We start from the raw sequence: 25,576 nt of genomic DNA, 5'->3' as shown, positions 1-25,576 counted from the left end.
CGCAGGGTCTCCAAAGGCATCGCCAGGGTGCTTCTTGGCATGGCTGGCTAGGATAGCGCCACTGGTCGTCAACGTGTGAGCCCGCTACAGTAGGTATCTTTGATCCGACGCGAGCTTCATGCATGAATCTACTGCGCCCTACCCTGCTGACGCTGGCCTGCCTGATGGCCCTTCCCGGCCATGCTGACGACCTGCCATCACTGGGTGATGCCAGTTCTGCGATCGTCTCGCCGCAACAGGAGCACCAACTGGGCCGTGCCTGGCTCAGCCTGCTGCGCGGCCAGGTCAATCAGCTCAACGACCCACAGCTCAAGGACTACGTCGAAACCAGCGTGTACAAGCTGGCCGAAACCAGCCAGCTGCAGGACCGGCGCCTGGAGTTCATCTTGATCGACAGCCGCGAGCTGAACGCCTTTGCCGCCCCGGGTGGCATTGTCGGGGTCAACGGCGGGCTGTTCCTCAACGCCCAGACCGAGGGTGAATATGCCTCGGTACTGGCCCACGAACTGGCGCACTTGTCGCAACGCCACTTCGCGCGGGGTGTCGAGGCCCAGCAGCGTATGCAGTTGCCGATGATGGCAGCGCTGCTGGCCGGCATCGTGCTGGCCGCAGGTGGCGCCGGCGATGCGGGCATCGGCATGATTGCCGGCACCCAGGCGGCGGCCATTCAGGAGCAACGGCGCTTCTCGCGCCAGAATGAACAGGAAGCTGACCGCATCGGTATCCAGAACCTGGAAAAGGCCGGCTACGATCCGCGCAACATGCCGACCATGTTCGAGCGCCTGGCACGCCAGTATCGCTATGACGCAAAACCGCCGGAGTTCCTGCTGACCCACCCGGTGACCGAATCACGTATTGCCGACACCCGTAACCGCGCCGACCAGGCGCCCCAGGGTGGTATTGAAGACAGCATGCGCTACCAGCTGATCCGCGCCCGGGTGGCACTGACCTACGAAGGCACGCCGGGGCTTGCCGCCAAGCGCTTCCGCGCCCAGCTGGACGAAGACCCAAAACTGGATGCCGCACGTTATGGCCTGGCCTTGGCACAGATCAAGGGCGGGCAATTGAACGAGGCCCGTGAAATGCTCAAGCCGCTGCTGGCCAAGGCGCCCAACGACATCACCTACAACCTGGCGCAGATCGACCTGGACATCACCAACAACCGTCTTGCCGACGCCCAGCAGCGCGCCGAACGGATGCAGGGGCTGTACCCAGGCAACTACCCGTTGAAACAGGTGCGTGCCGATCTGCTGGTGAAACAGAACAAGCCGGCTGAGGCCGAGAAGGTGTTGAACGAGCTGGTGAAGAGTCGGCCGGATGACCCGGATGTGTGGTACGACATGGCCGAGGTGCGTGGCTTGTCGGGCAATACCATTGGCTTGCACCGGGCGCGTGCCGAGTACTTCACGCTGGTCGGCGACTTTGATCAGGCAATCCAGCAGCTGGATTACGCCAAGCGTCGGGCGGGCGGTAACTTCCCGCTGGCCTCACAGATTGACCAGCGCCAGCGCGAGATCATGGAGCAACGGCGCATGGTTCAGGAAATGATGGGGCGCTGAGGATTTTGGGGGCGCTTTGCGCCCCAATCGCGACACAAGGCCGCTCCCACAGGCGTCTGCAGGGCCATGTGGGAGCAGCTGTCTTGCTCAATTTCTAAAAGCTGGCGCGATCCCTGTGGGAGCGGCCTTGTGTCGCGATAGGGCCGCAACGCGGCCCCGGCAACCTCAAGCGTTACCGGAAAGCTTCAGCCGCGCCGCCTGGGTAAAGTCCAGCATGCGATTAAGCGGCTTGATCGCCTTGGGCACCAGCGCCGGGTCAACGAAAATTTCGTTGGTGCCGTTACGCAGGCAATCCAGCACCCGCTCCAGGGTGTTCATCGCCATCCACGGGCAATGCGCACAGCTGCGGCATGCCGCGCCGTTGCCGGCGGTGGGGGCTTCGACGAATTCCTTGTCCGGGCACAGCTGCTGCATCTTGTAAAAGATGCCGCGGTCGGTGGCGACGATGAAGGTTTTGTTCGGCAGGGTCTGGGCAGCCTTGATCAGCTGGCTGGTGGAACCCACCGCGTCGGCCAACTCGATCACCGCTTCCGGCGACTCGGGGTGCACCAGGATCGCAGCATCCGGGTACAGCGCCTTCATGTCAGCCAACTGGCGCGACTTGAACTCTTCGTGAACGATGCAGGCACCGTCCCACAGCAGCATGTCGGCACCGGTCTGCTTCTGGATGTAACGGCCCAGGTGCTGGTCCGGGCCCCAGATGATGGTTTCGCCGTTGTCCATCAGGCTTTCGACAATTTCCAGCGCGCAGCTCGAAGTCACCACCCAATCGGCGCGCGCCTTCACCGCTGCGGACGTGTTGGCGTAGACCACCACGGTGCGCTCTGGGTGCTGGTCGCAGAAGGCCGAGAACTCTTCCACCGGGCAACCCAGGTCGAGCGAGCAGGTGGCCTCCAGTGTCGGCATTAGCACGCGCTTTTCCGGGGTGAGGATTTTTGCCGTCTCGCCCATGAAGCGCACACCGGCCACGATGACTGTTTCGGCCGGGTGGTTCTTGCCGAAACGGGCCATTTCCAACGAGTCGGACACGCAGCCGCCGGTTTCTTCAGCCAGCGCCTGGATGACCGGGTCGCAGTAGTAATGGGCAACCAGCACGGCATTCTGGGCTTTGAGCTCGGCAGCGATGGCCGCACGGTATTCGGCCTCCTGCTCGGCTGTCAGCGGGTTGGGCTGCTTGGCGTCGAGGTGGGCCTGAACCAAAAGGCGTTCGGAAATCTGGGTCATGATCGCTGGACCTGCAGGCGCGCTTGCGCGTCAAATCGAGTGTATCACCCGGCCCTGGCAGATCGGCTAAGGGTGCCGGACGGCATGGTGACCGCCACGGCCCTCTGCGGGCGCGGATTATTATCGGAGGCCGAAGGCTACAGACAATCCAGCGATTACTAAAGGGGTTTTTGTGTTGCCTGTGCTGGCCTCTTCGCGGGTAAACCCGCTCCTACACTGTGAAATCCTGGTAGGAGCGGGTTCACCCGCGAAGAGGCTGCAACAGGAGAAACCGTCACCCCTGCGGCGACAGGGCCGCCAGATGCGCCGCCATGAACATGGCAAATTCTTCCACGGTCATTTTTCGGCCATTGAAATCGACCATGCCATCGGCATAGTGCAGGCTGCTGACCACATCATCGCCCTGCACGGTGGCCATGCCGCTCTGCAGCGCCATCATGCCGACCATCTCCCCCGCCTGGCTCGACTGCATGGCAATCGCTTGCGCATCGGTCTGGCCATCCAGCAAGGCCTGCAAGGTCGCCAGGTCACCGATCATCGGCTTGGACAGCGACAGCTTGCCTTTCACCTCAGTGATAATCTGCTTGCTCAGCTGGTCCGGCGGCAGGTCGAAGCTGGCCGGCGCGGCGAGGTCCATCGACAGGTTGAAGCGGCTCTCGCCATTGGCGGTCTTGAACGACAGGTTTTCCACCGCCAGCTTGGGCTTGGCGGCCAGCAATTTCTGCAAGTCACCCTGGAAGCGGGCCTTTTCGGCGTCGTCCATCTGGATCTGCGGCACCGGCTGGCCAGCAGCACTGGCGGCCTCGAACTCCGGCAAGTGCGACTGGTACCACTTCGACAAGGCCTGCAGCGCCGGGGCGTTTACCGAAGTCACGCTCACCGCCATCTGCGCCTTGCCTACCGCGCGGCCATCCCAGCTGATGTCACCGACCTTGTACGCCGCGCGGCCACCTACGGTGTCCGTGCCGTCGAGGGTTTGCAAGGCGTTCTGTTCCAGGCCCTTGATCAGCAGCACCTGCTGTTTCGGCCCAAGGGTGACCTTGGTTTCGGCCAACGCCAGATCGACGTTGCCGACATAGATGGCATCGTGCGCGGTGGCTGCGAGGTTACCGCCAAACGTCAGCCCTTTGAGCTCGAAGGTGGCCGGCGGCTGGTCGTCATGCACACGCTTCATCACCAGCCTGTCGGCCTGGCCGCGGAACTTGGAGGCCTTGCCCTCCTTGTCCCCACTGACTTCGAACTGCATGCCCGAAAAGTCGAAGGTGTTGCCATCCGCTTCGTCAATCTTGAGCGGCGCCAGCTGAACCTGGCTGACCACGCTGCCGCCGTAACCCAGGCTGGTCTGTGCGCTGATCGGGGCCTTTTCACCCGCAGCGGCGAACAATGGCGCGACGGCTTCATCCTTCTGCAGCGTGCTGTTGCTGACCGCCATTACCGGCATCAGCTTCAGTGCCCTGACCCTCGACCAGGGAAACGGGCCGTGCTCGATCTGGTCGGTCACGCCCACGTCAAAATTGATCACCTCGCCCTGCCCCACGTTGATGTCGCGAGCCTTGAGCCGGTACTGGGCAGTGCTGCTGAAGAGATGCTGCTCCAGCGACACACGCTCGATGCTCATGCTACCACCGGTACTGACCAGGGCCTTTTTGAGTTCGGCGTTGCTGCGTGCAAGGGCGTTGTCCAGCTCCGCCGGCAGCTGCTTGCCGGTGTACCAGGCGCCTGCGGTGGTTGCGACGGCAATGGCGATAGCCAGGCCGGAAAGGATGCCAACTGATTTCTTCATGAATAGAACCGATTGCTGTCCGTAAGGGCTTCGAAGGCGGCCAGAGGCCACGCAGAAATCGAAGAGTACCACCCCCGATTGGGCCGAGTGCTGGCCCAGCTCGAGAAATGCCATTTTTCGGACACATCCGACAGCCAGGTGAAACAAGCAAAGGACTCGTTAATTTTTACGAACACTCAAACTGATCAGAATCGCAAAAAAACGCGCAACAACCGAACAAATCCCGTATTTAATCGATAAATATTTCAATTTTGCAACATCTTGTCATGTTTAACTTGACACCCACCTACCCATCGTTTTTTATTTTCACCACTTTGCGCGCCCCACCGCGCCTTCCGCCGCTCCAACATAAAAGGTGAACAATATGGAGCCCACCCGCTCGCCCTTGCCGCATGCGCAATACACCGTGCCTGTCGTTTACGCCCAGCAGCAGGAGCCATGCCAGCATGCAGCCTGACCACAGCGCTTCCGGCAACGGCCAACTTCGCAAGACCCTGCGCCTCTGGCACGTGATCATCATCGGCCTGGCTTACCTGACCCCGATGACCGTGTTCGACACCTTCGGCATCGTCAGCGGGATCACCGCTGGCCATGTACCCAGCGCCTACATCCTGGCATTGGCCGGCATCCTGTTCACCGCGGTGAGCTATGGCACCCTGGTAAAACGCTTCCCGCAGTCGGGCTCGGCCTACACCTACACCCAGCGCGCGATCAACCCGCACGTGGGCTTCCTGGTGGGCTGGTCTTCACTGCTGGACTACCTGCTGCTGCCGATGGTCAACGCGCTACTGGCCAAGCTGTACCTTTCGGCCATGTTCCCGGAAGTACCTGAGTGGATGTGGGTCGCCGGCTTCGTCACCCTGATCAGCCTGATCAACATGCGCAGCGTAAACCTGGTGGCCCACTTCAACCTGCTGTTCGTGGGTGTACAGGTGGCGATCATCGCCGTGTTCATCTACCTGTGCGTGCGCGGCCTGGACCAGGGTGAAGGGCTGGGTACCACCTGGAGCCTGATACCGTTCGCCGACAGCCAGACCCAGTTCAGCGCCTTGGCCGCCGGTGCGACCATCCTGTGCTTCTCGTTCCTGGGCTTTGACGCGGTCACCTGCCTGTCCGAGGAAACCCGCGATCCGGCCAAGACCATTCCCCGGGCGATCTTCCTCACCGCACTGATTGGCGGTGTGGTGTTCATCACCGTGTCCTACTTCATCCAGGCCTACTTCCCGACCATGGCCCGCTTCCACGACCATGAAGCAGCCCTGCCGGAAATTGCCCTGTACGTTGGCGGCAAGCTCTTCCAGTCGATCTTCATTGCCTGCACCGTGATCAACACCATCGCCTCGGGCCTGGCCTCGCAAACCAGCGTGTCACGCCTGCTGTATGTAATGGGCCGCGACAACGTGATCCCGGCCAGCGTCTTCGCCCGCCTGCATTCGCGCTACAAGACGCCAGTGCTGAACATTGCAGTCGTAGGGCTGATTTCGCTATCGGCGATCTTCTTCGACCTGGTTACCGCCACTTCCATCATCAACTTCGGCGCCCTGGTCGCGTTCAGCTTCGTCAACCTGTCGGTCATCAACCACTGCTACCTGCGTGAAGGCAATCGCAAAGGCCTGAGCAACCAGTTTAAGTACCTGGTTCTGCCTACCATCGGCTTCTGCATCATCGTCTCGCTGTGGCTGGACCTGAACGCACATTCGCTGATGTTTGGCGGCATCTGGGCTGCGCTCGGGCTGGTCTACCTGGGCTGGCTGACCAAAGCCTTCCGTGCGGCACCGCCCAACTACGTCGCCGAATGACCCACGCTGACAACAACGCCCGCGCCTGATCGCGGGCGTTGTATTTGTTTGAAAAGGAAAGCCCTCATGCCGCTGCGTCGCCTCTCCATCCAGTGGAAGATCACACTCCTCGCCGGCCTGTGCCTGCTGGCCATTGTCGCCTTGCTGGTAGCCACCTCGCTGACCCAGGCCCATCGCAGCGCCGCCCTGGTCAACCAGGCCAACACTGCCATGCTCGAAGACAGCGCCCGCCAGCGCCTGCAGGCCCACGCCGAAACCCAGGCCTTGCGTATCCAGCGCTACTTCATGGACGCCTACCAGTACGGCAATGGCTTTGCCCGCCTGGTACAGGTGCTGAAGGACCGTGGTGGTAGCGACCTGCGCGCCGAACTGACCCGCCAGGCGCGTGCCAGCCTGGCCGGCAACCCGGATGTGATTGGCCTGTACCTGGTGTTCCAACCCAATGCCCTGGACCAGCAGGACAGCCACTACCTCGGGCAGGACGCCATGGGCAGCAATGAGAGCGGGCGTTTCTCGCTGTACTGGTCCCAACCAAGCCCCGGCACCCTGGAACTTGAAGCCATGCCGGAAACGATGCTCGGCGACACCAGCATCGGCAGCAACGGCGCGGCGAAGAACCGCTGGCTGACCTGCCCGCAGGACACCGCCAGGACCTGCATGCTCGAACCGTACCTCGACGAGGTCAACGGCCGTCAGGTGCTGATGACCAGCATCGCTCTGCCATTGCTGGAACACGGCAAGGTAGTCGGCGTGGTCGGCCTGGACATCGGCCTGGCCAACCTGCAGCAACTGAGTGTGGACGGCCGCCGCGACCTGTTCGACGGCCAGGGCCAGGTGAGTATCGCCACCGCCGCCGGCCTGCTGGCGGGCAACAGCCGCGACGACAGCGCGCTCGGCAAGCCAATGGACAAGGCGGTAGCCGACGGCATGCTGCGCGTGGCCCACCCCTTCACGCCAATCCCTGACACAGCCCCGTGGCAGGTATTGCTGGAACTGCCGGAAAGCGTGCTGCAGGCCCCTGCCGTAGCCCTCAACCAGCGCCTTGATGCCCATAACCAAAACGCCAACCTCACCAGCCTGCTGATAGGCCTTGGCACGGCCATCGCCGGTTTGCTGCTGGTGTGGCTGACCGCGCGCGGCGTTACCCGGCCAATCCTGGCCGTGGCTGCACGCCTGGAAGACATTGCCAGTGGCGAAGGCGACCTTACCCGTCGCCTGGACTACGCCCGCCAGGATGAACTGGGCCTACTCACCGGCTGGTTCAACCGCTTCCTCGACAAGTTGCAACCGGTCATTGCTCAGGTCAAAGGGTCGCTGCAGGAGGCCCGCGACACCGCCGACCAATCGGCCGCCATCGCCAGCCAGACCAGCAACGGCATGCAGCAGCAGCATCGCGAAATCGAACAGGTGGCCACAGCGGCCAATGAAATGAGCGCCACCGCTCTAGATGTCGCCCACAACGCCTCGCAGGCGGCCCAGGCCGCACGCGCCGCGGATCAGGCCAGCCAGGAAGGCTTGCAACTGGTGGACAGCACGCGCCAGGGCATCGACCGCCTGGCCGCAGGCATGAACACTGCCATGGACGAGGCCCGTGCACTGGAAGACCGCAGCGGGCAAATCGGCTCAGTGCTTGAAGTGATCCGCACCATTGCCGAGCAAACCAACCTGCTGGCACTGAATGCCGCCATCGAAGCGGCCCGCGCAGGCGAAGCCGGGCGCGGCTTCGCCGTGGTTGCCGATGAGGTGCGCGGCCTGGCCCAGCGCACGCAGGTTTCGGTGGAGGAAATTCGCCAGGTCATCGAAGGCCTTCAGCAAGGCACCCAGGACGTGGTCGGGGCCATGCATGCAGGCCAACGCCAGGCCCAGGACAGCGCCGCACGCATGGAGCAGGCATTACCGGCACTGCAGCGTATTGGCGAGGCCGTGGCGGTGATCAGCGACATGAACTTGCAGATTGCCTCGGCGGCGGAAGAGCAGAGTGCGGTGGCCGAGGAAGTGAACCGTAACGTGGCCGGCATTCGAGACGTGACAGAATCGTTGGCCGGGCAGGCCGATGAATCGGCACGCATCAGCCAAGCCGTGAACCGGCTGGCCAACCAGCAGCAAGCGCTGATGGAGCAGTTTCGCGTCTAGCCTGTGAGGGCCTCTTCGCGGGTAAACCCGCTCCTACACGGGATTTGCACTGCTCTTGTAGGCGGCGCCAGCCCCTGTAGGAGCGGGCTTGCCCGCGAAGAGGCCGGCACAGACACAACAGCATCATCGTTTTTACTGAGCACTACTCATGCAAACCGCAACCCGATCCACCTTCTTCGACATCACCAGCGAACAAGGGCTTTTACGCACCTCGATCGCCGCCACCCTATTCATCGCCACTATCGGCATCGCCTTCGGCCTTGCCTCCGGCTCGTTCTCCATCGTCTTCGACGGTGTGTACTCGCTGGTCGACGCCAGCATGAGCGGGCTGTCGCTGGTGGTGGTCAAGCTGATCACTTCGCACACCACCAGCGTGCAGATGTCACGCAAGCTGCGCGAGCGCTTCACCATGGGTTTCTGGCACCTGGAGCCCATGGTACTGGCGCTCAACGGCATTCTGCTCGGCGGCGTGGCCATCTACGCGCTGATCAATGCCGTCAGCAGCCTGCTGCAAGGCGGGCGCCACCTGGAGTTCGGCATTGCCATGGTCTACGCGGCGCTGACGGTGATCACCTGCGTGACCATCGCCGTCATCGAGGCCCGCGCCAACCGCAAACTAAAGTCAGACTTCGTGCGCATGGACGTCAAGGGCTGGGTAATGTCAGCCAGCATCACGGCCGCACTGCTGATCGCCTTCTGCTTTGGCTATGCCGTGCAAGGCACTGCGCTGGAATGGGTATCACCCTATATTGACCCGGCGGTGCTGGCGCTGGTGTGCCTGGTGATCGTGCCGTTGCCGATGTCGGTGGTGCGTCAGGCGCTGTCTGAAATCTTCCTGGTCACCCCTGGCGACCTCAAGCTGCACGTAGATGAGGTGGCCAAGGCCTTCGTCGCTCGCCACGGCCTGCAGTCTTACCGCGCCTATGTCGCCAAGGTCGGGCGTTCGCGGGAGATTGAGCTGTATTTCATCGTGCCCAAAACCATGGCGGCGAAGACCATCGATGAATGGGATGCCTGGCGCAACGAGATTGGCGACGCGGTAGGCGGCGAAGGGCCGGACCGCTGGCTGACAGTGGTGTTCACTGGCGACCCGGAATGGGCCGAGTAATGTGTGGGCGCTCTGCGCCCTTTTTCCGAAACCCGTAGCGCAAACGAAAAAGCCCGCGACCATTTCTGGTAGCGGGCTTTCACGGACTGCGTATGGTGGGTCGTGTAGGATTCGAACCTACGACCAATTGGTTAAAAGCCAACTGCTCTACCAACTGAGCTAACGACCCATTTGATGGCGCGTATAATACTGATTTCTAACGAGAATTCAACACCCCATCACGATTTTTTCAAAAATACCGAGTCGGGTCTTCGATACCGGCGGCCTTGAAACCGTCGGCGCGCAGGCGGCAGCTGTCGCATTTGCCACAGGCGCGGCCGTCATCGTCGGCCTGGTAGCAGGAAACGGTCAGGCTGTAGTCCACACCACGGGCCATACCGGCCTGCACGATCTGCGCCTTGCTCATGTTCTGCAGCGGCGCCTGGATGCGGAAACCCTGCCCTTCTACGCCAGCCTTGGTCGCCAGGTTGGCCATGCGCTCGAAGGCCTCGACAAACTCGGGACGGCAATCCGGGTAGCCGGAGTAATCCACGGCATTGACGCCAATGAAAATGTCGCGCGCTTCCAGCACTTCTGCCCAACCCAGCGCCAGCGAAAGGAACACGGTGTTGCGCGCCGGCACATAAGTGACCGGAATGCCTTCACCCGGGGCTTCCGGCACGTCGATGCTGCTGTCGGTCAATGCCGAACCGCCGATGCCGTCGAGGTTCAGCCCAATCACCTTGTGCTCGACCACACCCAGGTCGCGGGCCACGCGGGCAGCGGCGTTCAGCTCGGCGCGATGACGCTGGCCGTAGTCAAAGCTCATGGTGTAGCAGCTGTAGCCTTCGGCCTTGGCCATGGCAACCACGGTGGCCGAGTCCAGGCCGCCGGACAACAGGATTACTGCGCGTTTTTCTGTCATGTGTACGTGCTCCTCAATCAACGTCCGGGCTCGTCGTTCCACAGCAGCTTGTGCAGCTGAAGTTGGAAGCGTACGGGCAGGTTGTCAGCAACGATCCAGTCAGCCAGGTCACTGGCGTTCACCTGATGATGGCTGGGTGAGAACAACACCTCACCGGCACGCTCTGCCAGGTTGTACTGGATCAGCTTGGATACCGCCCAGTCATAATCCTCACGGGAACAAATGACGAACTTGACCTGGTCGTTGCGCGTCAGCTGCTCGATGTTCTCGTAGCGGTTACGGTGCGACTCTTCGGAGCCTGGGGTTTTCAGGTCGACCACACGGCTGACGCGGGTGTCGGTGCCGGCAATATCCAGCGCGCCGCTGGTCTCCAGCGACACCTCGTAACCGGCGTCACACAGCCGCTGCAGCAATGGCAAGGCGTTGGGCTGGGCCAGCGGTTCGCCACCGGTGACACAGACGTAGCGCGGCTTGAAGCCGGCCACTTGCTCAAGGATCGAATCAAGGGTGCGAACGGTACCGCCACTGAAGGCATAGGCACTGTCGCAGTACTGGCAACGCAGGGGGCAACCGGTGAGGCGCACAAATACCGTAGGCAGCCCGGCCGTTCGCGTCTCACCCTGCAAAGAGTAAAAGACTTCGGTGATGCGTAATGTGTCTTGCATGCTCGCCACGGGCGTGACAGCTAAACAGGCTGTCCGCCTCCGTCAGGCACTGTCGCGGACTCGACATCGCGTTATCCGCAGCAGCGTGTTTACGAAAAAAGGGCAGTGATTCTAACGAAAAAACCCGCGACTGGCGCGGGTTTCTTTCGAGCGGTACAGCGACAACGCCTAGAGCTTCTGCAGGTCACGCTGGGCCAGTTGAGCGGCAGAGGTGCCGGGGTACTGGGTGACGACCTGCTGGAGGATGCCTTTTACCTTGTCGGTATGGCCCATACGGCGCTCGACATCAGCCAGTTTGTACAGCGAATCTGGCACCTTGCTGTGCTTCGGGTACTTTTGGCTGACCTGGGCAAAGGCCTGGCTGGCGCCTTGCAGGTCACCCTTGGCCAGGTTCACTTCACCCAACCAGTACTGGGCATTACCGGCGTACTGGCTGTTGGGGTACTTGCGCAGGAAGGCGTTGAACGCCTGGCTGGCCTTGTCGAAGTCTTTCTGTTTGATCAGGTCGAAAGCTGCGTCGTAATAGAGCTTCTCTTTCGCCGGATCACCGGGCTGGCTACTGCCGGCCGGTTGTTGCGCAGCAGCACCTGCTGCGGCATCGGGGGCGGCATTGGACGCACCACCACCGGAGGAATTATCAGGGGTTGCGGCAGGCGCAGCGCCACTGTTGATGCGACGGTCCAGGTCCTGGTAACGCTCCAGGTTTTCCTGCTTCATGCGCGACACATCGTTTTGCAGCTCTTCGATGATGCCTTGCTGGCGGGAAAGCTGATCCTGCATCTGTTGCAGCTGCATGAACAGCTGGCCCTGTGCAGAGGCAGGGGCCGAAGCCCCTGACCCGGCATAGGCGCCGCTCGTGCCATAACCCGCAGGCGGATAGCTGCCTGCGTTGTCATCTACTACAGGGACCTCAGCCCAGGCCGCAAGCGGCAGGCTGAGTGCGAGGACGGTTACTACACGGCGGCACATACGCATAAGAACTTACTTACGCAGTTCTACGCGACGGTTCTGAGCCCAGGACTGCTCGTCGTTGCCGGTAGCAACTGGACGCTCTTCGCCGTAGGAAACCAGTTCCAGCTGAGCAGGGGAAACGCCCTGCAGAACCAGGTAGCGCTGAACGGCTTTCGCACGACGCTCACCCAGAGCCATGTTGTACTCGCGGGTGCCGCGCTCGTCGGTGTTACCTTCCAGAACAACACGGTTGCCGTTGGCTTTCAGGTCCTTGGCGTGAACGTCCAGAGCGCGCATGGCTTCTGGCTTCAGGTCCGAGCTGTCGTATTCGAAGTAGAAGGTGGTGATTGCGCGCAGGGCGGCTTCTTCGCTCAGGGAGCCGTCAACAGCGCCAGTGTTGGCACCGTAGCCAGCGTTAGGATCTACAGCAGCGCCTTCGCCTGCGTTATCACCGCCCTTCGAGGAGCAACCTACAGCTACGGCCATGGCCAGGGCCAGCGCAGCAAATTTACCAAACTTCAGCATTTCCATCGTGAAACTCCTAATGAAACCCCAGTGTGTTAAGCAAAATGTATTACGCCGCAATCAGTTCAGGTAAGGGGACCAGGACGGTTCTCTGACTTCGCCTTGAGCGGTAGGAAGTGGGAGCCTCACGCGGCCATTAAGCGACACGAGCATCAAGACTCCCCGGCCCTGCTGGCGGGTGGCGTAGATTAGCATGGTGCCGTTTGGCGCAACAGTGGGAGACTCATCAAGACTTGTTTCAGACAGAATCTTTACACTTCCGCGCTGCAAGTCCTGTGCCGCCACTTTGAAGTTGGTAAAGCCCTGTTGGCGATGGATCATTACCAGGGTCTTTTCGTCCGCCGAAAGTTTCGGGTTGGCGTTGTAGTTACCCACGAACGTTACGCGCTCGGCACCACCACCACTGACCGACTGTTTATAGATCTGCGGTTTGCCGCCACGGTCGGAAGTGAAGTAAAGGGTGTTGCCATCTTTACCCCAGAACGGCTCGGTATTGATACCCGGGCCTGCAGTAACACGGCTGATCTGGCGCGAGGCCACATTCATCACGTAGATGTCCGGGTTGCCGTCCTTGGACAGCACGAACGCCAGGCGCGAACCGTCTGGCGACCAGGCTGGCGCACCGTTCAGGCCTTCGAAGTTGGTCACCTGCTCGCGGCGGCCAGTATCGATGTTCTGCACGAAGATACGTGGGCGCTTCTGCTCGAACGAAACGTAGGCGATCCGTTTGCCATCTGGCGCAAAGCGCGGCGACAGGATCGGCTCACGCGATTGCAGCAGGGTCACCGCACGCGCACCGTCGTAGTCCGAACGCTGGAGGGTGTAGCGGGTGTTGTTGGTGGAAAAACGCTCAGCCGTCACGTACAGCATGCGCGTAGAGAACGCGCCCTTGATGCCGGTCAGCTTCTCGAACGACTGGTCGGCAATGTAGTGCGCCATGTCGCGCAGTTGGTCGGTGCTGCCCGCCACGCTGCCGGTCAGCACTTGCTGCTCGGTGGCGACGTTGAACAGCGCGTACTGCACCTGCAGGCGACCGCCCGACGGCACGATGCTGCCGACCATCACGTATTGTGCACCCAGCGCTTTCCAGTCACGGAAGATCACTTCGCTGGCCTGCGACGGCTGGCTGATCATGTTCTGCCGCGGAATTGGCGAGTAGTAGCCAGAGTTGCGCAGGTCATTGCCGATGATGTCGGCGATGTCTTCTGGCAGCACGCTGCCGCCCTGCAGACCGAACGGCACTACCGCGATGGGCGTGGCCCGATCACTGCCGCTGGTAACCAGGATGTTCTTTTCTTCTGCCACCGCCATGCCTGCCACGCAGCAGAGCATGACCAGCAGTCCTCTCAGACGTTTAATCACAACGCTAGATCCTCAGGTGTAAATGTCATCTTGAACGAACGATATTGGTTGAAATCGCTCGGCTTCATACCCTGCATCTCGGTCAAACGACCAATGTTCTTCACCGCAGCCACCGCCGAACTGTCATACGGGCCGTCACCACTGGACCGGGCCACGCTGACACTGGTGATGGTACCGTCCGGCAACATGTTGATCTGCAGGACCACCGTCATGCCCTTGCGCGCGGAAGGCGGACGTGCCCAGCCCTCGGCCGCGCGCATGCGGATCAGGTCGTCGAAGTCGCCGGCCACCTGGTCACCCTGCTCGTCGGCCAGCGCCTGCTGCCGCTCGGTGGTATCGGACAACAGCTCGGCCAGTGCCTGGGCTTTCTTGTCTTCTGCCGCCTTGCGGGCCGCTTCCTGTGCCTTCTTCTTCTGGGCATCTGCAGCGGCCTTTTTCTTGGCCTCTTCAGCTGCCTTCTTCTTCGCGTCCTCGGCCGCCGCTTTCTTCTTGGCGTCCTCGGCTGCTTTCTTCTTGGCCTCTTCGGCTGCCTTTTTCTTGGCTTCCTCGGCGGCTTGCTTCTTCGCCTCTTCAGCGGCCTCTTTCTTGGCCTCTTCTTCGGCTTTTTTCTTGGCTTCGTCCTCGGCCTTCTTCTTGGCGATGTCGGCCTGCTGTTTCTCGGCGGCTTTCTTCGCCTCGTCGGCTTTCTTGGCTTCGGCAGCTTTCTTGGCCTCGGCAGCCTTGGCGGCTTCAGCGGCCTTGGCAGCATCCTCGGCTTTTTTCGCCTCGGCGGCTTCGCGGGCCTCTTCGGCCTTTTGAGCGGCGTCAGCTTTCTTTTGTTCCGCGGCCTTCACGGCCTCCTGCTCGACCTTCTTCTGTTCCAGCTGCTCGACTTCGGTCTGGCGCGAAGCGGTTTTCTTCGCCTCCCCGGCAATCTTCTGATTGGTCTGGGTGGTTGCCTGGCTCTTGGACTTGAGCTGGTACAGGGTAGCCTGAACGATCGGCTTGGAAGGCGGCAGCTCCGGCGTCATGGCAAAACTGACGAACAGCAGGGCGAACACCAGCACATGCAGGCCGATGGCCCAGACACTGGGCCAGAAGTAGCTTTCCGAGGCGGATGGCTCTCGCTGTTGCATCAGGGCGCCTCGGTAATCAGGCCAACGTTACCGACACCGGCCTTCTGCAACCCGCCCATGGCACCCATGACCGCGCCATAGTCGACAGCCTTGTCGCCACGAATGAACACCTGGGTCTGCTTGCCCTGGTCACGGCCGGCAGCAATGATCTTGGTGACGGCGTCGGTCATGGCCGGCAAGGTCATGGCCTTGTCCATCTGCTTGTCGGTATCGACTTCACTGCCGAGGTTCCAGTAATAGGTTTTATCGGCCTTGATGGAGATGGTGAGGATCTGGACGTTGTTGTCCTGCGGCAAGGCTTCGCTGGAAACCTTGGGCAGGTCGACCTTCACGCCCTGGTTGAGCATGGGCGCCGTCACCATGAAGATGACCAGCAGCACCAGCATCACGTCGATGTAGGGCACCACGTTCATCTCGGCGACGGGCTTGCGTTTGTGGCGAACTCGGGCCATGGGCTTCTACCTGATTACTCTTCGCTGGTGTGCACTTTGCGGTGCAGGATCGCCTGGAACTCGTCGGCGAAGGTGTAGTAACGGCCGATCAGTACTTCACTGCGCGCGGCGAAACGGTTGTAGGCAATGACAGCCGGGATTGCCGCGAACAGGCCGATGGCGGTAGCGATCAGTGCTTCGGCGATGCCCGGCGCAACGGTGGCCAGGGTGGCCTGCTGGGCGCTGGCCAGGCCGCGGAAGGAGTTCATGATGCCCCATACGGTGCCGAACAGGCCGATGTACGGGCTGGTCGAACCAACGGTGGCCAGGAACGGCAAGCTCTGCTCGAGTTTTTCTTCCTCGCGCGAGATGGCCACACGCATGGCACGGCCAACACCTTCCATGACAGCGTCCGGATCAACACCCGGCTGCTGGCGCAGGCGCGAGAACTCCTTGAAACCGGCACGGAACACCTGCTCCACGCCGGAGTCCGGGTCAGGGTTGCTGCCTGCCTGGCGGTACAGCTTGGACAGGTCGATGCCTGACCAGAAACGCTCTTCGAAGGCATCCAGCGCACGACGACCGGCGCGCAGCATGGTGCTGCGCTGGAAGATCATGATCCATGAGGTGACCGAGGCGGCCACCAGGGTCAGCATTACCAGCTGTACCACCACGCTGGCATTGCTGACCAGACTCCACATGGAGGTATGGTCGACGACGTTAGCTTCCACGCTTATTCTCCTGCATTCGATTGATTACCCGAGCCGTCCGCCGCAAAGGCGTCGCGCAGCTGGGGGGGTAGGGCTCGGGGTTTGAAAGTGTCGGCGCGCACGGCAGCCACCAGGAACTGCCCTTCGCAAAGCAGCGTTTCATCCTTTTCCCGCCAGACCTGCTGTACGAAACGCAAGCTGGCGCGATTGAGTTCAAGTACTTGCGCGGTCACCCGCAATTCGTCATCCAGCCGCGCCGGCGCGTGATAGCGCGCTTCGCTGGAATGGACCACGAACAGCAGGTTGTCTTCAGCCAGCTGCGACTGGGAAAAGCCCAGGTGCCGCAGGCGTTCGGTGCGCGCGCGCTCCATGAATTTCAGGTAGTTGACGTAATACACCACGCCGCCCGCATCGGTATCTTCGTAATAGACGCGACACCGGTGTGCGAACGGTTCGAGCTGATTTTGCGCGCGCATACTCTAGTGCTTACTCCTCAGCTTGCCAATCCGCTGTGGCAACTGTTTTTTCTTCATTAATGTCTTATTGCCAGCGCACCCAGGGCATGCCAGCGGTAGGACCACGAAAAGTCGCTTTTGATCTGTCATTCATCGCCTGGCTCGGAAAAATCGCCCCCCTCCCCCAAGCGCCCGGGAATATTCAGCCCAAAGTGCAGGTAGGCATGCCGGGTGACCACGCGGCCGCGTGGCGTGCGCATGATGTAGCCCTGCTGAATCAGGTACGGCTCAAGCACATCTTCGATGGTATGACGCTCTTCGCTGATGGCTGCAGCCAGGTTGTCCACGCCCACCGGGCCGCCGTCGAACTTCTCGATCATGGTCAGCAGCAGGCGACGGTCCGAATGGTCGAAACCACGCTCGTCGACATCCAGCAGGTTCAGCGCCATGTCAGCCACGGCCTTGGTGATCTGGCCCTTGCCGCGCACCTCGGCGTAGTCACGCACGCGGCGCAGCAGGCGGTTGGCGATGCGCGGCGTGCCACGGGCACGACGGGCGATCTCGTAGGCCCCCTGGTCTTCGATGGCAAGGCCAAGGATGTTGGCCGAGCGGCTGACGATGGTGCTCAGATCCTTGTCGTTGTAGAACTCCAAGCGCTGCACGATACCGAAGCGGTCACGCAGCGGGTTGGTCAGCATGCCGGCACGGGTAGTAGCCCCCACCAGGGTGAAGGGTGGCAGATCGAGCTTGATAGAACGGGCTGCCGGGCCTTCGCCGATCATGATGTCGAGCTGGAAGTCCTCCATGGCCGGGTAAAGCACTTCTTCGACCACAGGCGACAGCCGGTGGATTTCGTCGATGAACAGCACGTCGTGCGGCTCGAGGTTGGTCAGCATGGCTGCCAGGTCGCCGGGGCGCTCGAGAATCGGCCCCGAAGTGCTCTTCACCGACACGCCCATTTCATGGGCGATGATGTTGGCCAGGGTGGTCTTGCCCAGGCCGGGCGGGCCGAAGATCAGCGTGTGGTCAAGCGATTCGCCGCGGCCGCGGGCGGCCTGGATGAACAGCGCCATCTGCTCGCGCACCACCGGCTGGCCAATGTACTCGTCCAGGCTCAGCGGGCGAATCGCACGGTCCTGGACTTCTTCGCGGTCGCGGCCACTGGCGGCGATCAGGCGGTCGGCTTCGATCACTTGGAAATCATCCCTTTCAGGCTGCGGCGGATCAGCTCTTCACTGCTCAGGCCGGCCTTGTCCTTGATCGCGGCAATTGCCTTGCTGGCTTCCTGCGGCTTGTAGCCCAGCGAGACCAAGGCACTGACTGCATCGGCCTCGGCACTGGACTCGCTGGCAACCGGCAAAGGCCCATCGGACACCAGGGTGAACATGGCCGGCGAGGTTTCCCAGGCCTTGAAACGGTCCTTGAGCTCGACCAGCAAGCGCTCGGCGGTTTTCTTGCCGACGCCCGGCACGCGCACCAGGGCTGAGGTGTCCTGGGCCTGCACGCAGCGCACCAGTTCATCCACTTCCAGGCCGGACATCAGCGCCAGGGCCAGCTTAGGCCCTACGCCGTTCAGGCGGATCAGCTCGCGGAACAACTCGCGCTCACGTTTTTCGGCAAAGCCGTAGAGCAAGTGGGCATCTTCGCGCACGACCAGGTGGGTATGCACCGTGACGGTTTCACCCACTTTGGGCAGACGGTACAGCGTGGTCATGGGAACTTCCAGTTCGTAACCCACGCCGTTGACGTCGATAATCAGGTGAGGCGGTTGTTTTTCCGCCAGGGTGCCGCGCAAACGTCCAATCACGTTCCGATCCTTCCTCTCGGGGAGCCGGTCAAAGACCGCTCAACCCTATCAGCAAATGCAGCAGGTGAATGCATCACCCGAACAAAATGTGTATCAGCGCATGAAGCGCTTACAGACGCAAGCGCCCGCCGCGTCGCCGCGCTGTGCTCAAGCCATGCGGCACCAGGCTGGAGCGGGTGTGGGCGTGGCACAGGGCGATGGCCAGGGCATCGGAAGCGTCGATCTGCGGTTTTTGCGTCAATTTCAGCAGGTGCATGACCATCATCATCACCTGCTCCTTGTTGGCCCCCCCCGTGCCGGCCACGGCCTGCTTGACCTGGGTGGCGCTGTACTCGGCGATCTCCAGGCCGGCCTCGGCGGCGGCGACGATAGCCGCGCCACGTGCCTGGCCAAGCTTGAGCGCCGAATCGGCGTTGCGGGCCATGAACACCCGTTCGATGCCCATGGTCACCGGGCCGTGCTGGGCAATGATTTCACTGACACCACGAAAAACAATCTGCAGCCGCTCGTGCAGCTCACCGCTGCCGGTGCGGATGCAGCCCGACGCCACGTACTCGCAACCACGGGCGGTCTGGCGTACCACGCCATAGCCGGTGATGCGCGAGCCGGGGTCGATACCTAGAATCAGAGTCATAAAGCCCGTCGAAAAAATGATGCATCTCTACAAACTGCGCCGGCCCTTTCGCGGGTAAACCCGCTCCTACAGGTACTGCACCACATTTGAAATGGGCGTAATACCTGTAGGAGCGGGTTTACCCGCGAAAGGGCCGGCACAGGCGCTATCAAACGCTCAGAGTTGGCACAAAATGCCAAATCACCTTAGCCGAGGTTTTCCATGATCTCATCGGAAATCTGGGCGTTGGAGTAAACGTTCTGCACGTCATCCAGGTCTTCGAGCATGTCGATCAGCTTGAGCACCTTTTCGGCACCGTCCTGGTCGAGTTCGGCGCTGGTGGTCGGCTGCATGACGATTTCCGCGTCAGCGGCCTTGAAGCCAGCCTCTTCCAAGGCATTACGCACGGCATAGAAGCTGTTGAACGAGGTGAACACGTCGAAGGAGCCGTCGTCGTTGGCGACCACGTCGTCGGCATCGGCTTCCATTGCCGCTTCCATCAACGCGTCCTCTTCCACGCCCGGAGCAAAGCTGATCTGGCCTTTGCGTTCGAACAGGTAGGCCACAGAACCGTCAGTACCCAGGTTGCCGCCACACTTGGTGAAGGCATGGCGCACGGCCGCGGCGGTACGGTTGCGGTTGTCGGTCATGGCTTCGACCATGATCGCCACGCCACCCGGGCCGTAACCTTCGTAGCTAAGCTCTTCGACATTGTCGCTTTCATTGGTGCCAGCACCACGGGCCACGGCACGATCGATGATGTCGCGGCTCATGTTGGCGCCCAACGCCTTGTCCAGCGCCAGGCGAAGGCGCGGGTTGGATGCCGGATCAGGGCCACCCTGCTTGGCAGCGACCGTCAGTTCGCGGATCCACTTGGTGAAGACCTTGCCCCTCTTGGCATCCTGGCGCTCTTTGCGGTGCTTGATGTTCGCCCACTTGGAATGACCAGCCATAACGACTCCGAATCCTTTGAATCACAAACAGCCCCGCCCCATGACGGGGCGGGACGGGAAAATACCTGCGTCGAAACGCAAAGGCGCATCCATGTGGATGCGCCCGGGGACTGCTTACTCGACCTTGGTCTGTTCGCGCAGTCGGATGTGCAGCTCGCGCAGGGCCTTGGCGTCGACCATGCCAGGGGCCTGGGTCATGACGCATGCGGCGCTCTGGGTTTTCGGGAACGCGATCACTTCACGGATCGACTGAGCGCCGGTCATCAGCATGACCAGACGGTCCAAGCCGAACGCCAGGCCACCGTGAGGCGGTGCCCCGAACTTCAGAGCGTCGAGCAGGAAGCCAAACTTCTCTTCCTGTTCTTCTGCCTCGATACCCAACAGACGGAATACCGCCTGTTGCATCTCTTTACGGTGGATACGGATCGAACCGCCACCCAGCTCGGTACCGTTCAGCACCATGTCGTAGGCACGAGACAGGGCCGTGGCCGGGTTGGCCTCGAGCTCTTCCGGGGTGCACTTCGGCGCGGTGAACGGGTGGTGCAATGCAGTGAAGCTGCCGTCTTCGTTCTCTTCGAACATCGGGAAGTCGACGACCCACATCGGCGCCCACTCGCAGGTCAGCAGCTCGAAGTCGTGACCCAGACGAATACGCAGCGCACCCAGGGCTTCGCTGACCACCTTGAACTTGTCGGCACCGAAGAACACGATGTCACCGTCTACGGCGCCAACGCGATCGAGGATGTTGTTGAGGTTGGCCTCAGGGATGTTCTTGACGATCGGCGACTGCAGGCCTTCGACGCCCTTGGCGCGCTCGTTGACCTTGATGTAGGCCAGCCCCTTGGCACCGTAGATACCGACGAACTTGGTGTACTCGTCGATTTTGCTGCGCGGCATGCTGGCACCACCTGGCAGACGCAGGGCGGTAACGCGGCACTTCGGATCGTTGGCCGGGCCGGCGAACACCTTGAAGTCGACATCCTTCAGCTGGTCAGCAACGTCAACCAGCTCCAGCGGAATACGCAGGTCTGGCTTGTCGGAGCCGTAGCGGCGCATGGCCTCTTCGAAGGTCATGTGCGGGAATTCGCCGAATTCCAGGTCGAGCACTTCCTTGAACAGCTTGCGGATCATGCTTTCGGTCAGGCCCATGATCTCGCTTTCATCGAGGAAACTGGTCTCGATGTCGATCTGGGTGAATTCCGGCTGACGGTCGGCACGCAGGTCTTCGTCACGGAAGCACTTGGCGATCTGGTAGTAACGGTCGAAGCCAGCGACCATCAGCAGCTGCTTGAACAGCTGTGGCGATTGCGGCAGGGCGAAGAAGCTACCGGCGTGGGTACGGCTTGGCACCAGGTAGTCGCGCGCGCCTTCCGGCGTGGCTCGGGTGAGGATCGGGGTTTCGACGTCGAGGAAGCCGTTTTCGTCGAGGAAGCGACGGATGCTGCTGGTGATGCGCGAGCGCAGGCGCAGCTTGTCGGCCATTTCCGGGCGACGCAGATCGATGAAGCGGTAACGCAGGCGGGTTTCCTCGCCGACGTCGGAGTATTCGTTCAGGGGGAACGGCGGGGTTTCCGCTTCGTTGAGCACGTTCAGCTGGTAGCCGAGGATCTCGATGGCACCGGATGCCATGTTGGCATTCACTGCACCTTCAGGACGCTTGCGGACCTTGCCGGTGATCTGCACGACGTATTCGCTGCGCACACGGTCGGCAGCAGCGAAGGTTTCGGCGCGATCCGGGTCGAACACGACCTGGGCCATGCCTTCGCGGTCACGGATGTCGAGGAAGATCACCCCGCCGTGGTCGCGGCGACGATGGACCCAGCCGCAAAGGGTGACTTCCTGGCCGTCCAGGCTCTCGTTCAGTTGGCCGCAATAATGGCTGCGCATCATGATGGTGGTTTCGCTTCTCGTGATTCGTGTATTCGGTGGAGGCCTTGGCCGCCCGGAGGGCTAATACTGCAAGACCCGGTCACAGCATTCAACTCAGTCGGCCTTGTCGCCGCCTGCCAGATTCTTTTTCGCCCCGGTCTTGAAGTCGGTTTCGTACCAACCGTTACCGCTCAGGCGAAAGCCTGGCACCGACAGCAGCTTTTTCAGTGCCGGCGCCTGACAGGCCGGGCAATCGGTCAGCGGCGCGGCGCTGATCTTCTGCAGCACTTCCATGCGGTGCTCGCAGGACGCACATTGATAGTCATAAAGGGGCATGGGTGTCTCTCGTCAACCATAACGCTGGCTGCCGGGGGGCAGCAAAAAGCGGGATTATATATGGTTAGCAAGCACTGCGCAGCCCGCCTGGCGATCAGCGCACACTTGGCGGGTCCTGCAGCCACGCCACGCAGATTACCCGGATCAGCCCGCTGAAGTTGCGCACTCCGCCCTGGCGCAGGTGCACTTCACGGTCCACGTAGGACAACACCGCACTGACCGAACAACGGTTGGCGGCAGCGATGCGCTCAAGGATACCCCAGTAGACAGCCTCCAGGCGCAAACAGGTAGAAAAGCCGTTGAGCCGCACCGAACGTGACACCGGCTGCGTCTGCAACATGTCGAAGTCCGCCTTGAACGGGTCGATGCACTGTTTTCCTGGCCAGCTGCCCTGGCCAGCCATACGTTTGCTCGCTTGCATCATGCGCCACACTTCCTCGTCACAGGTACCAGGTGGCCTATGAAGCGCTGACGGGCGAGCTTAAAGCAGCGGCAAAATGTTCCTTCGCAAATACCGGATTGCCAGGCGGAGCCTGTGGGAGCGGCCTTGCGTCGCGAAAGGGCCGCGCAGCGGCCCCAGGATCTCGGCATCATGCATAGATTGCTGGGGCCGCTTTGCGGCCCTATCGCGACACAAGGCCGCTCCCACAGGGGTTACTCAGGCCTTGTGGCAGAGGTGCCCGTCGACCAAGGTATAACGCACTGCACCTGGCAGGCGGCTGCCGATGAATGGTGGGCACCGGCTGCGCCGGTGTTCGCGGGCGTGCCCGCTCCCACAGAGGTTGCGCAAGCTTTCCGCCTTGAGCAACGGTTACTTGCCGTCGAGCAGTACCCGCAGCATCCAGGCGGTTTTCTCGTGTACCTGCATGCGCTGTGTCAGCAGGTCGGCGGTCGGCTCGTCACTGACCTTGTCCACCACAGGGAAAATGCTGCGCGCAGTGCGTACCACGGCCTCCTGCCCCTGAACCAACTGGCGGATCATCTCGTCTGCCGGGGGGACGCCTTCCTCCTCCTTGATCGACGAGTGCCGTGCATAAAATGCATACGAACCCGGTGCCGGGAAGCCCAAGGCACGGATGCGCTCGGCGATCGAATCGACTGCCAGCGCCAGTTCGTTGTACTGCTCTTCGAACATCAGGTGCAGGGTGCGGAACGACGGGCCGGTGACGTTCCAGTGAAAGTTATGGGTTTTCAGATACAGCACGTAGGTATCCGACAACAGGCGGGACAGCCCATCGACGATGGACTTGCGATCTTCTTCACTGATACCGATATCGATTGCCATGAAGCTCCCCTTTCCATAAGGCTTGAGACTCAAGCGGGCGCCGACCACTGTAGCAACACTTGTCGCATCCCGCATGTGACATGGCGCAATACATCGCCACTGGGCGGCCCGCGGTTTGAGTAGGCTGTGGCTTTACTGTTAAATAGGCACTGTGCCACCCGTGCGGACTGTCATTGCCGGGTGCATAGGCTGGCCTGCCACGTGTTCGCGCTCTATATCTCATGCGCACCGTGCTGCCAGCTCTTCCTGTGATCGGCCTTATCAACAGTGAGCCAACCCCATGTTCAAGATCGTCCATCTGGTGACGGGCGTCGCAGCTTTGCTGCTATCGCTCATACCCAGCCTGAAAACCGATGCGACACCCTTCCTGCAGCAACCCGACGCGGTCTACCTGGCCCTTCTCGGCCTGCTCAATCTGGTGCTGGCCCCGGTCGTGCCGCTGTATCATCGCGGCGCGCGGCAACAACTGCAGCACCTGGCCTGCGCCCTGCTGGTGGTCGCCGTCGTGCTGCAGACCCTGACGCTACTGGCCCGCCCGGAAATGGGCAACCTGGCAGCCCTGGTGTGTGCGGCGCTGGCCGTGGCCCTGCATCTGGCCGTGGGCTTTGCCCGCAGCCCGCGCAAGGCACGCGGCAGTCAACACGTGGCACAAGATGCCGGCAACCGTGATACCGGCACCGTCAAATGGTTCAACACATCGAAAGGCTTTGGTTTTATCTCCCGAGACTCGGGTGATGACATTTTCGTGCACTTTCGGGCCATCCGCGGCGAGGGCCACCGCATTCTGGTCGAAGGCCAGCGCGTGGAGTTTTCGGTGATGCACCGCGACAAGGGCCTGCAGGCCGAAGACGTGGTTGCAGTAACCCGCCGCTGACCAACGGCTGACCGGCCGACGCTATCGACGGCAAGCCAACGCCCACAAGGGCTGTGCTGCACGACTGAAGGCAGCATCATACCTGTGGGGGCTGGCTTGCCGGCGATAGCAGCCGGGAACAACTCAATAATGAGGAGGCGGGGCCTCTTCCCCTTCGCTGCCATACTGGCCAACCATCTCTTCATGGCGCCTGATCAGCTCGGCCATCTGCAATTGCAGCCGCTCGATCACACGCGCTTGCTCCACCACCACGTCATTCAGCGCCTGGATAGCGTCATCCTGAAACGCCTGACGGGTTTCCAGTTCGACCATCCGCATTTCCAGTGTCATCTCAGGCCTCTTGGTAACCAGCAAGTTGTAGCCCGCGCAGGCGCTGGCGAACGGCTTGCAGTTGATCATCGGTGTAGCCCACAGGCGCACACTTGCCCCATACCGGTGCCGGCCACGCGGCGTCGTCGCGCTGGCGCACGATCACATGCATGTGCAACTGGCTGACCACGTTGCCCAAGGTAGCCACGTTCATCTTGTCGGCCCCATAGCTGGCCTTCAGCGCTTCTGCCAACAAGGTGGTTTCCTGCCACAACTGCTGTTGCTCTGCCGCATCCAGCTCGAACAGCTCACTGACACCAGCGCGCTTGGGCACCAGAATGAACCATGGGTAATTGGCATCCTTGCTCAGCAGCAACTGGCACAGCGAAAACTCTCCCAACACCAGCGAATCCTGCTGCAAACGCGAATCGAGGACGAACACGGCATATCTCCTTCAGGCAATACCATCCCGCTTCAGGCGGAAAACAGGCCAGCAAGGATACCTTGCACACTCCCGGTAACACAGCGCTACTTTTCGCACCAAAATGAGGCCACCTGCCCGCCCCTCCCACACTGACCACCCCACAAACGACGCTGGATGAACAAGTTGCGGTAACACTTTGACTCTAAAGGCAACTTTTTAATTTCTAATGATTCTCGATCGCACAAATCACACAAGCAGCCTTCGCCCCGCGTTTACGGGACTTCCCGACCCTCGGTAGCAGGTTTTGTGAAAATTTCATGAACTGTTGCGAATTTTGAGCACGCTTGTTGCATTCCCTTCACGCCAAGTCGGCACGACATCT

The 25,576-nt window shown here is 61.3% G+C and carries 26 protein-coding genes, 1 tRNA gene and 1 pseudogene; 5 read left to right on the top strand and 23 right to left on the bottom strand.

The window, feature by feature from the left end; all coding sequences use genetic code 11:
- The first annotated feature begins 122 nt into the window (after window positions 1-122).
- Window positions 123-1,559, top strand: a complete 1,437-nt coding sequence (locus ACZ889_RS10380) for a M48 family metalloprotease (RefSeq protein ID WP_003254746.1) — start codon at window positions 123-125, stop codon at window positions 1,557-1,559.
- A 165-nt stretch (window positions 1,560-1,724) separates the two neighbouring features.
- On the opposite strand, the gene nadA is transcribed toward ACZ889_RS10380, so the two are convergent.
- Both nadA and ACZ889_RS10370 read right to left on the bottom strand, forming a co-directional pair.
- Window positions 1,725-2,783, bottom strand: a complete 1,059-nt coding sequence (gene nadA, locus ACZ889_RS10375) for a quinolinate synthase NadA (protein ID WP_003254747.1) — start codon at window positions 2,781-2,783, stop codon at window positions 1,725-1,727.
- A gap of 274 nt (window positions 2,784-3,057) precedes the next feature.
- Window positions 3,058-4,566 carry a YdgA family protein gene (locus ACZ889_RS10370; protein WP_476257355.1) on the bottom strand — a complete coding sequence of 503 codons (1,509 nt, stop codon included), beginning with the start codon at window positions 4,564-4,566 and terminating at the stop codon, window positions 3,058-3,060.
- A 446-nt stretch (window positions 4,567-5,012) separates the two neighbouring features.
- Between ACZ889_RS10370 and ACZ889_RS10365 the strand changes: the two genes are divergently transcribed.
- The 3 genes from ACZ889_RS10365 to ACZ889_RS10355 all read left to right on the top strand — a co-directional run bounded on the left by ACZ889_RS10365 (window position 5,013) and on the right by ACZ889_RS10355 (window position 9,606).
- Window positions 5,013-6,365 (top strand): APC family permease, encoded by a 1,353-nt coding sequence (locus ACZ889_RS10365; RefSeq protein ID WP_014862073.1) that lies wholly within the window; start codon window positions 5,013-5,015, stop codon window positions 6,363-6,365.
- Window positions 6,366-6,431: 66 nt separating this feature from the next.
- Window positions 6,432-8,498, top strand: a complete 2,067-nt coding sequence (gene mcpU, locus ACZ889_RS10360) for a methyl-accepting chemotaxis protein McpU (RefSeq protein WP_476257354.1) — start codon at window positions 6,432-6,434, stop codon at window positions 8,496-8,498.
- A gap of 148 nt (window positions 8,499-8,646) precedes the next feature.
- Window positions 8,647-9,606: a cation diffusion facilitator family transporter gene (locus ACZ889_RS10355; RefSeq protein ID WP_180688701.1), complete on the top strand. Its 960-nt coding sequence runs from the start codon at window positions 8,647-8,649 to the stop codon at window positions 9,604-9,606.
- Window positions 9,607-9,699: 93 nt separating this feature from the next.
- Here the strand turns inward: ACZ889_RS10355 and ACZ889_RS10350 are convergent.
- From ACZ889_RS10350 to ACZ889_RS10260, 19 genes and pseudogenes are all read right to left on the bottom strand, one after another.
- A tRNA-Lys gene (locus tag ACZ889_RS10350) sits at window positions 9,700-9,775 on the bottom strand.
- A 60-nt stretch (window positions 9,776-9,835) separates the two neighbouring features.
- Window positions 9,836-10,528 carry a 7-cyano-7-deazaguanine synthase QueC gene (gene queC / locus ACZ889_RS10345; protein WP_076403786.1) on the bottom strand — a complete coding sequence of 231 codons (693 nt, stop codon included), beginning with the start codon at window positions 10,526-10,528 and terminating at the stop codon, window positions 9,836-9,838.
- Window positions 10,528-11,175: a 7-carboxy-7-deazaguanine synthase QueE gene (gene queE, locus ACZ889_RS10340; protein ID WP_003254753.1), complete on the bottom strand. Its 648-nt coding sequence runs from the start codon at window positions 11,173-11,175 to the stop codon at window positions 10,528-10,530. The genes queC and queE overlap by 1 nt, the downstream gene beginning before the upstream one ends.
- A 168-nt stretch (window positions 11,176-11,343) precedes the next feature.
- Complete coding sequence (gene ybgF, locus ACZ889_RS10335) at window positions 11,344-12,150, bottom strand: tol-pal system protein YbgF (RefSeq protein ID WP_003254754.1); 807 nt, start codon at window positions 12,148-12,150, stop codon at window positions 11,344-11,346.
- Window positions 12,151-12,156: 6 nt separating this feature from the next.
- Window positions 12,157-12,657 (bottom strand): peptidoglycan-associated lipoprotein Pal, encoded by a 501-nt coding sequence (gene pal / locus ACZ889_RS10330; protein WP_003254755.1) that lies wholly within the window; start codon window positions 12,655-12,657, stop codon window positions 12,157-12,159.
- Between the two features lie 54 nt (window positions 12,658-12,711).
- Window positions 12,712-13,983, bottom strand: a complete 1,272-nt coding sequence (tolB, locus tag ACZ889_RS10325; protein WP_012051477.1) for a Tol-Pal system beta propeller repeat protein TolB — start codon at window positions 13,981-13,983, stop codon at window positions 12,712-12,714.
- A 26-nt stretch (window positions 13,984-14,009) separates the two neighbouring features.
- Window positions 14,010-15,128 carry a cell envelope integrity protein TolA gene (tolA, locus tag ACZ889_RS10320; protein ID WP_012051476.1) on the bottom strand — a complete coding sequence of 373 codons (1,119 nt, stop codon included), beginning with the start codon at window positions 15,126-15,128 and terminating at the stop codon, window positions 14,010-14,012.
- On the bottom strand, window positions 15,128-15,580 hold the full coding sequence (gene tolR, locus ACZ889_RS10315) for a protein TolR (RefSeq protein ID WP_003254760.1): 453 nt from the start codon (window positions 15,578-15,580) through the stop codon (window positions 15,128-15,130). Before tolR ends, tolA begins: the two co-directional genes overlap by 1 nt.
- Before the next feature lie 14 nt (window positions 15,581-15,594).
- The gene (gene tolQ / locus ACZ889_RS10310) at window positions 15,595-16,290 is read right to left on the bottom strand and encodes a protein TolQ (RefSeq protein WP_010952367.1); all 696 of its coding nucleotides are present in this window, start codon (window positions 16,288-16,290) and stop codon (window positions 15,595-15,597) included.
- Between the two features lie 2 nt (window positions 16,291-16,292).
- Window positions 16,293-16,745 carry a tol-pal system-associated acyl-CoA thioesterase gene (gene ybgC / locus ACZ889_RS10305; protein WP_003254764.1) on the bottom strand — a complete coding sequence of 151 codons (453 nt, stop codon included), beginning with the start codon at window positions 16,743-16,745 and terminating at the stop codon, window positions 16,293-16,295.
- A gap of 125 nt (window positions 16,746-16,870) precedes the next feature.
- Window positions 16,871-17,917 carry a Holliday junction branch migration DNA helicase RuvB gene (ruvB, locus tag ACZ889_RS10300; protein ID WP_003254766.1) on the bottom strand — a complete coding sequence of 349 codons (1,047 nt, stop codon included), beginning with the start codon at window positions 17,915-17,917 and terminating at the stop codon, window positions 16,871-16,873.
- Window positions 17,914-18,531: a Holliday junction branch migration protein RuvA gene (gene ruvA, locus ACZ889_RS10295; protein WP_003254768.1), complete on the bottom strand. Its 618-nt coding sequence runs from the start codon at window positions 18,529-18,531 to the stop codon at window positions 17,914-17,916. Before ruvA ends, ruvB begins: the two co-directional genes overlap by 4 nt.
- A 109-nt stretch (window positions 18,532-18,640) precedes the next feature.
- Window positions 18,641-19,165 (bottom strand): crossover junction endodeoxyribonuclease RuvC, encoded by a 525-nt coding sequence (gene ruvC, locus ACZ889_RS10290; protein WP_003254769.1) that lies wholly within the window; start codon window positions 19,163-19,165, stop codon window positions 18,641-18,643.
- A gap of 185 nt (window positions 19,166-19,350) precedes the next feature.
- A complete protein-coding gene (locus ACZ889_RS10285) occupies window positions 19,351-20,097 on the bottom strand; it encodes a YebC/PmpR family DNA-binding transcriptional regulator (RefSeq protein WP_003254770.1) in 747 nt (248 codons plus the stop codon).
- 114 nt (window positions 20,098-20,211) lie between these two features.
- A complete protein-coding gene (aspS, locus tag ACZ889_RS10280) occupies window positions 20,212-21,987 on the bottom strand; it encodes an aspartate--tRNA ligase (protein ID WP_004575741.1) in 1,776 nt (591 codons plus the stop codon).
- Window positions 21,988-22,080: 93 nt separating this feature from the next.
- On the bottom strand, window positions 22,081-22,302 hold the full coding sequence (locus ACZ889_RS10275; protein ID WP_003254776.1) for an FmdB family zinc ribbon protein: 222 nt from the start codon (window positions 22,300-22,302) through the stop codon (window positions 22,081-22,083).
- A 94-nt stretch (window positions 22,303-22,396) separates the two neighbouring features.
- Entirely contained in the window at window positions 22,397-22,726 is a 330-nt protein-coding gene (locus ACZ889_RS10270) for a ribbon-helix-helix domain-containing protein (protein WP_003254778.1), read from the bottom strand.
- Window positions 22,727-22,960: 234 nt separating this feature from the next.
- Window positions 22,961-23,035: pseudogene (locus ACZ889_RS10265) on the bottom strand (dihydroorotase); the annotation flags it as partial.
- Between the two features lie 78 nt (window positions 23,036-23,113).
- The gene (locus ACZ889_RS10260; RefSeq protein WP_003254783.1) at window positions 23,114-23,587 is read right to left on the bottom strand and encodes a Dps family protein; all 474 of its coding nucleotides are present in this window, start codon (window positions 23,585-23,587) and stop codon (window positions 23,114-23,116) included.
- A gap of 280 nt (window positions 23,588-23,867) precedes the next feature.
- Between ACZ889_RS10260 and ACZ889_RS10255 the strand changes: the two genes are divergently transcribed.
- Window positions 23,868-24,461, top strand: coding sequence for a cold-shock protein (locus ACZ889_RS10255; RefSeq protein WP_003254784.1), 594 nt, complete (start codon window positions 23,868-23,870; stop codon window positions 24,459-24,461).
- Window positions 24,462-24,584: 123 nt separating this feature from the next.
- On the opposite strand, the gene ACZ889_RS10250 is transcribed toward ACZ889_RS10255, so the two are convergent.
- On the bottom strand, window positions 24,585-24,791 hold the full coding sequence (locus tag ACZ889_RS10250; protein WP_003254785.1) for a SlyX family protein: 207 nt from the start codon (window positions 24,789-24,791) through the stop codon (window positions 24,585-24,587).
- 1 nt (window position 24,792) lies between these two features.
- Window positions 24,793-25,212 (bottom strand): HIT family protein, encoded by a 420-nt coding sequence (locus tag ACZ889_RS10245; protein ID WP_003254786.1) that lies wholly within the window; start codon window positions 25,210-25,212, stop codon window positions 24,793-24,795.
- Window positions 25,213-25,576: the final 364 nt, after the last annotated feature.

This window comes from Pseudomonas sp. TE3895, assembly GCF_056278855.1.
The sequence above is the reverse complement of the archived record's forward strand: the minus strand, read 5'-3'. Positions and strand labels throughout refer to the sequence as shown.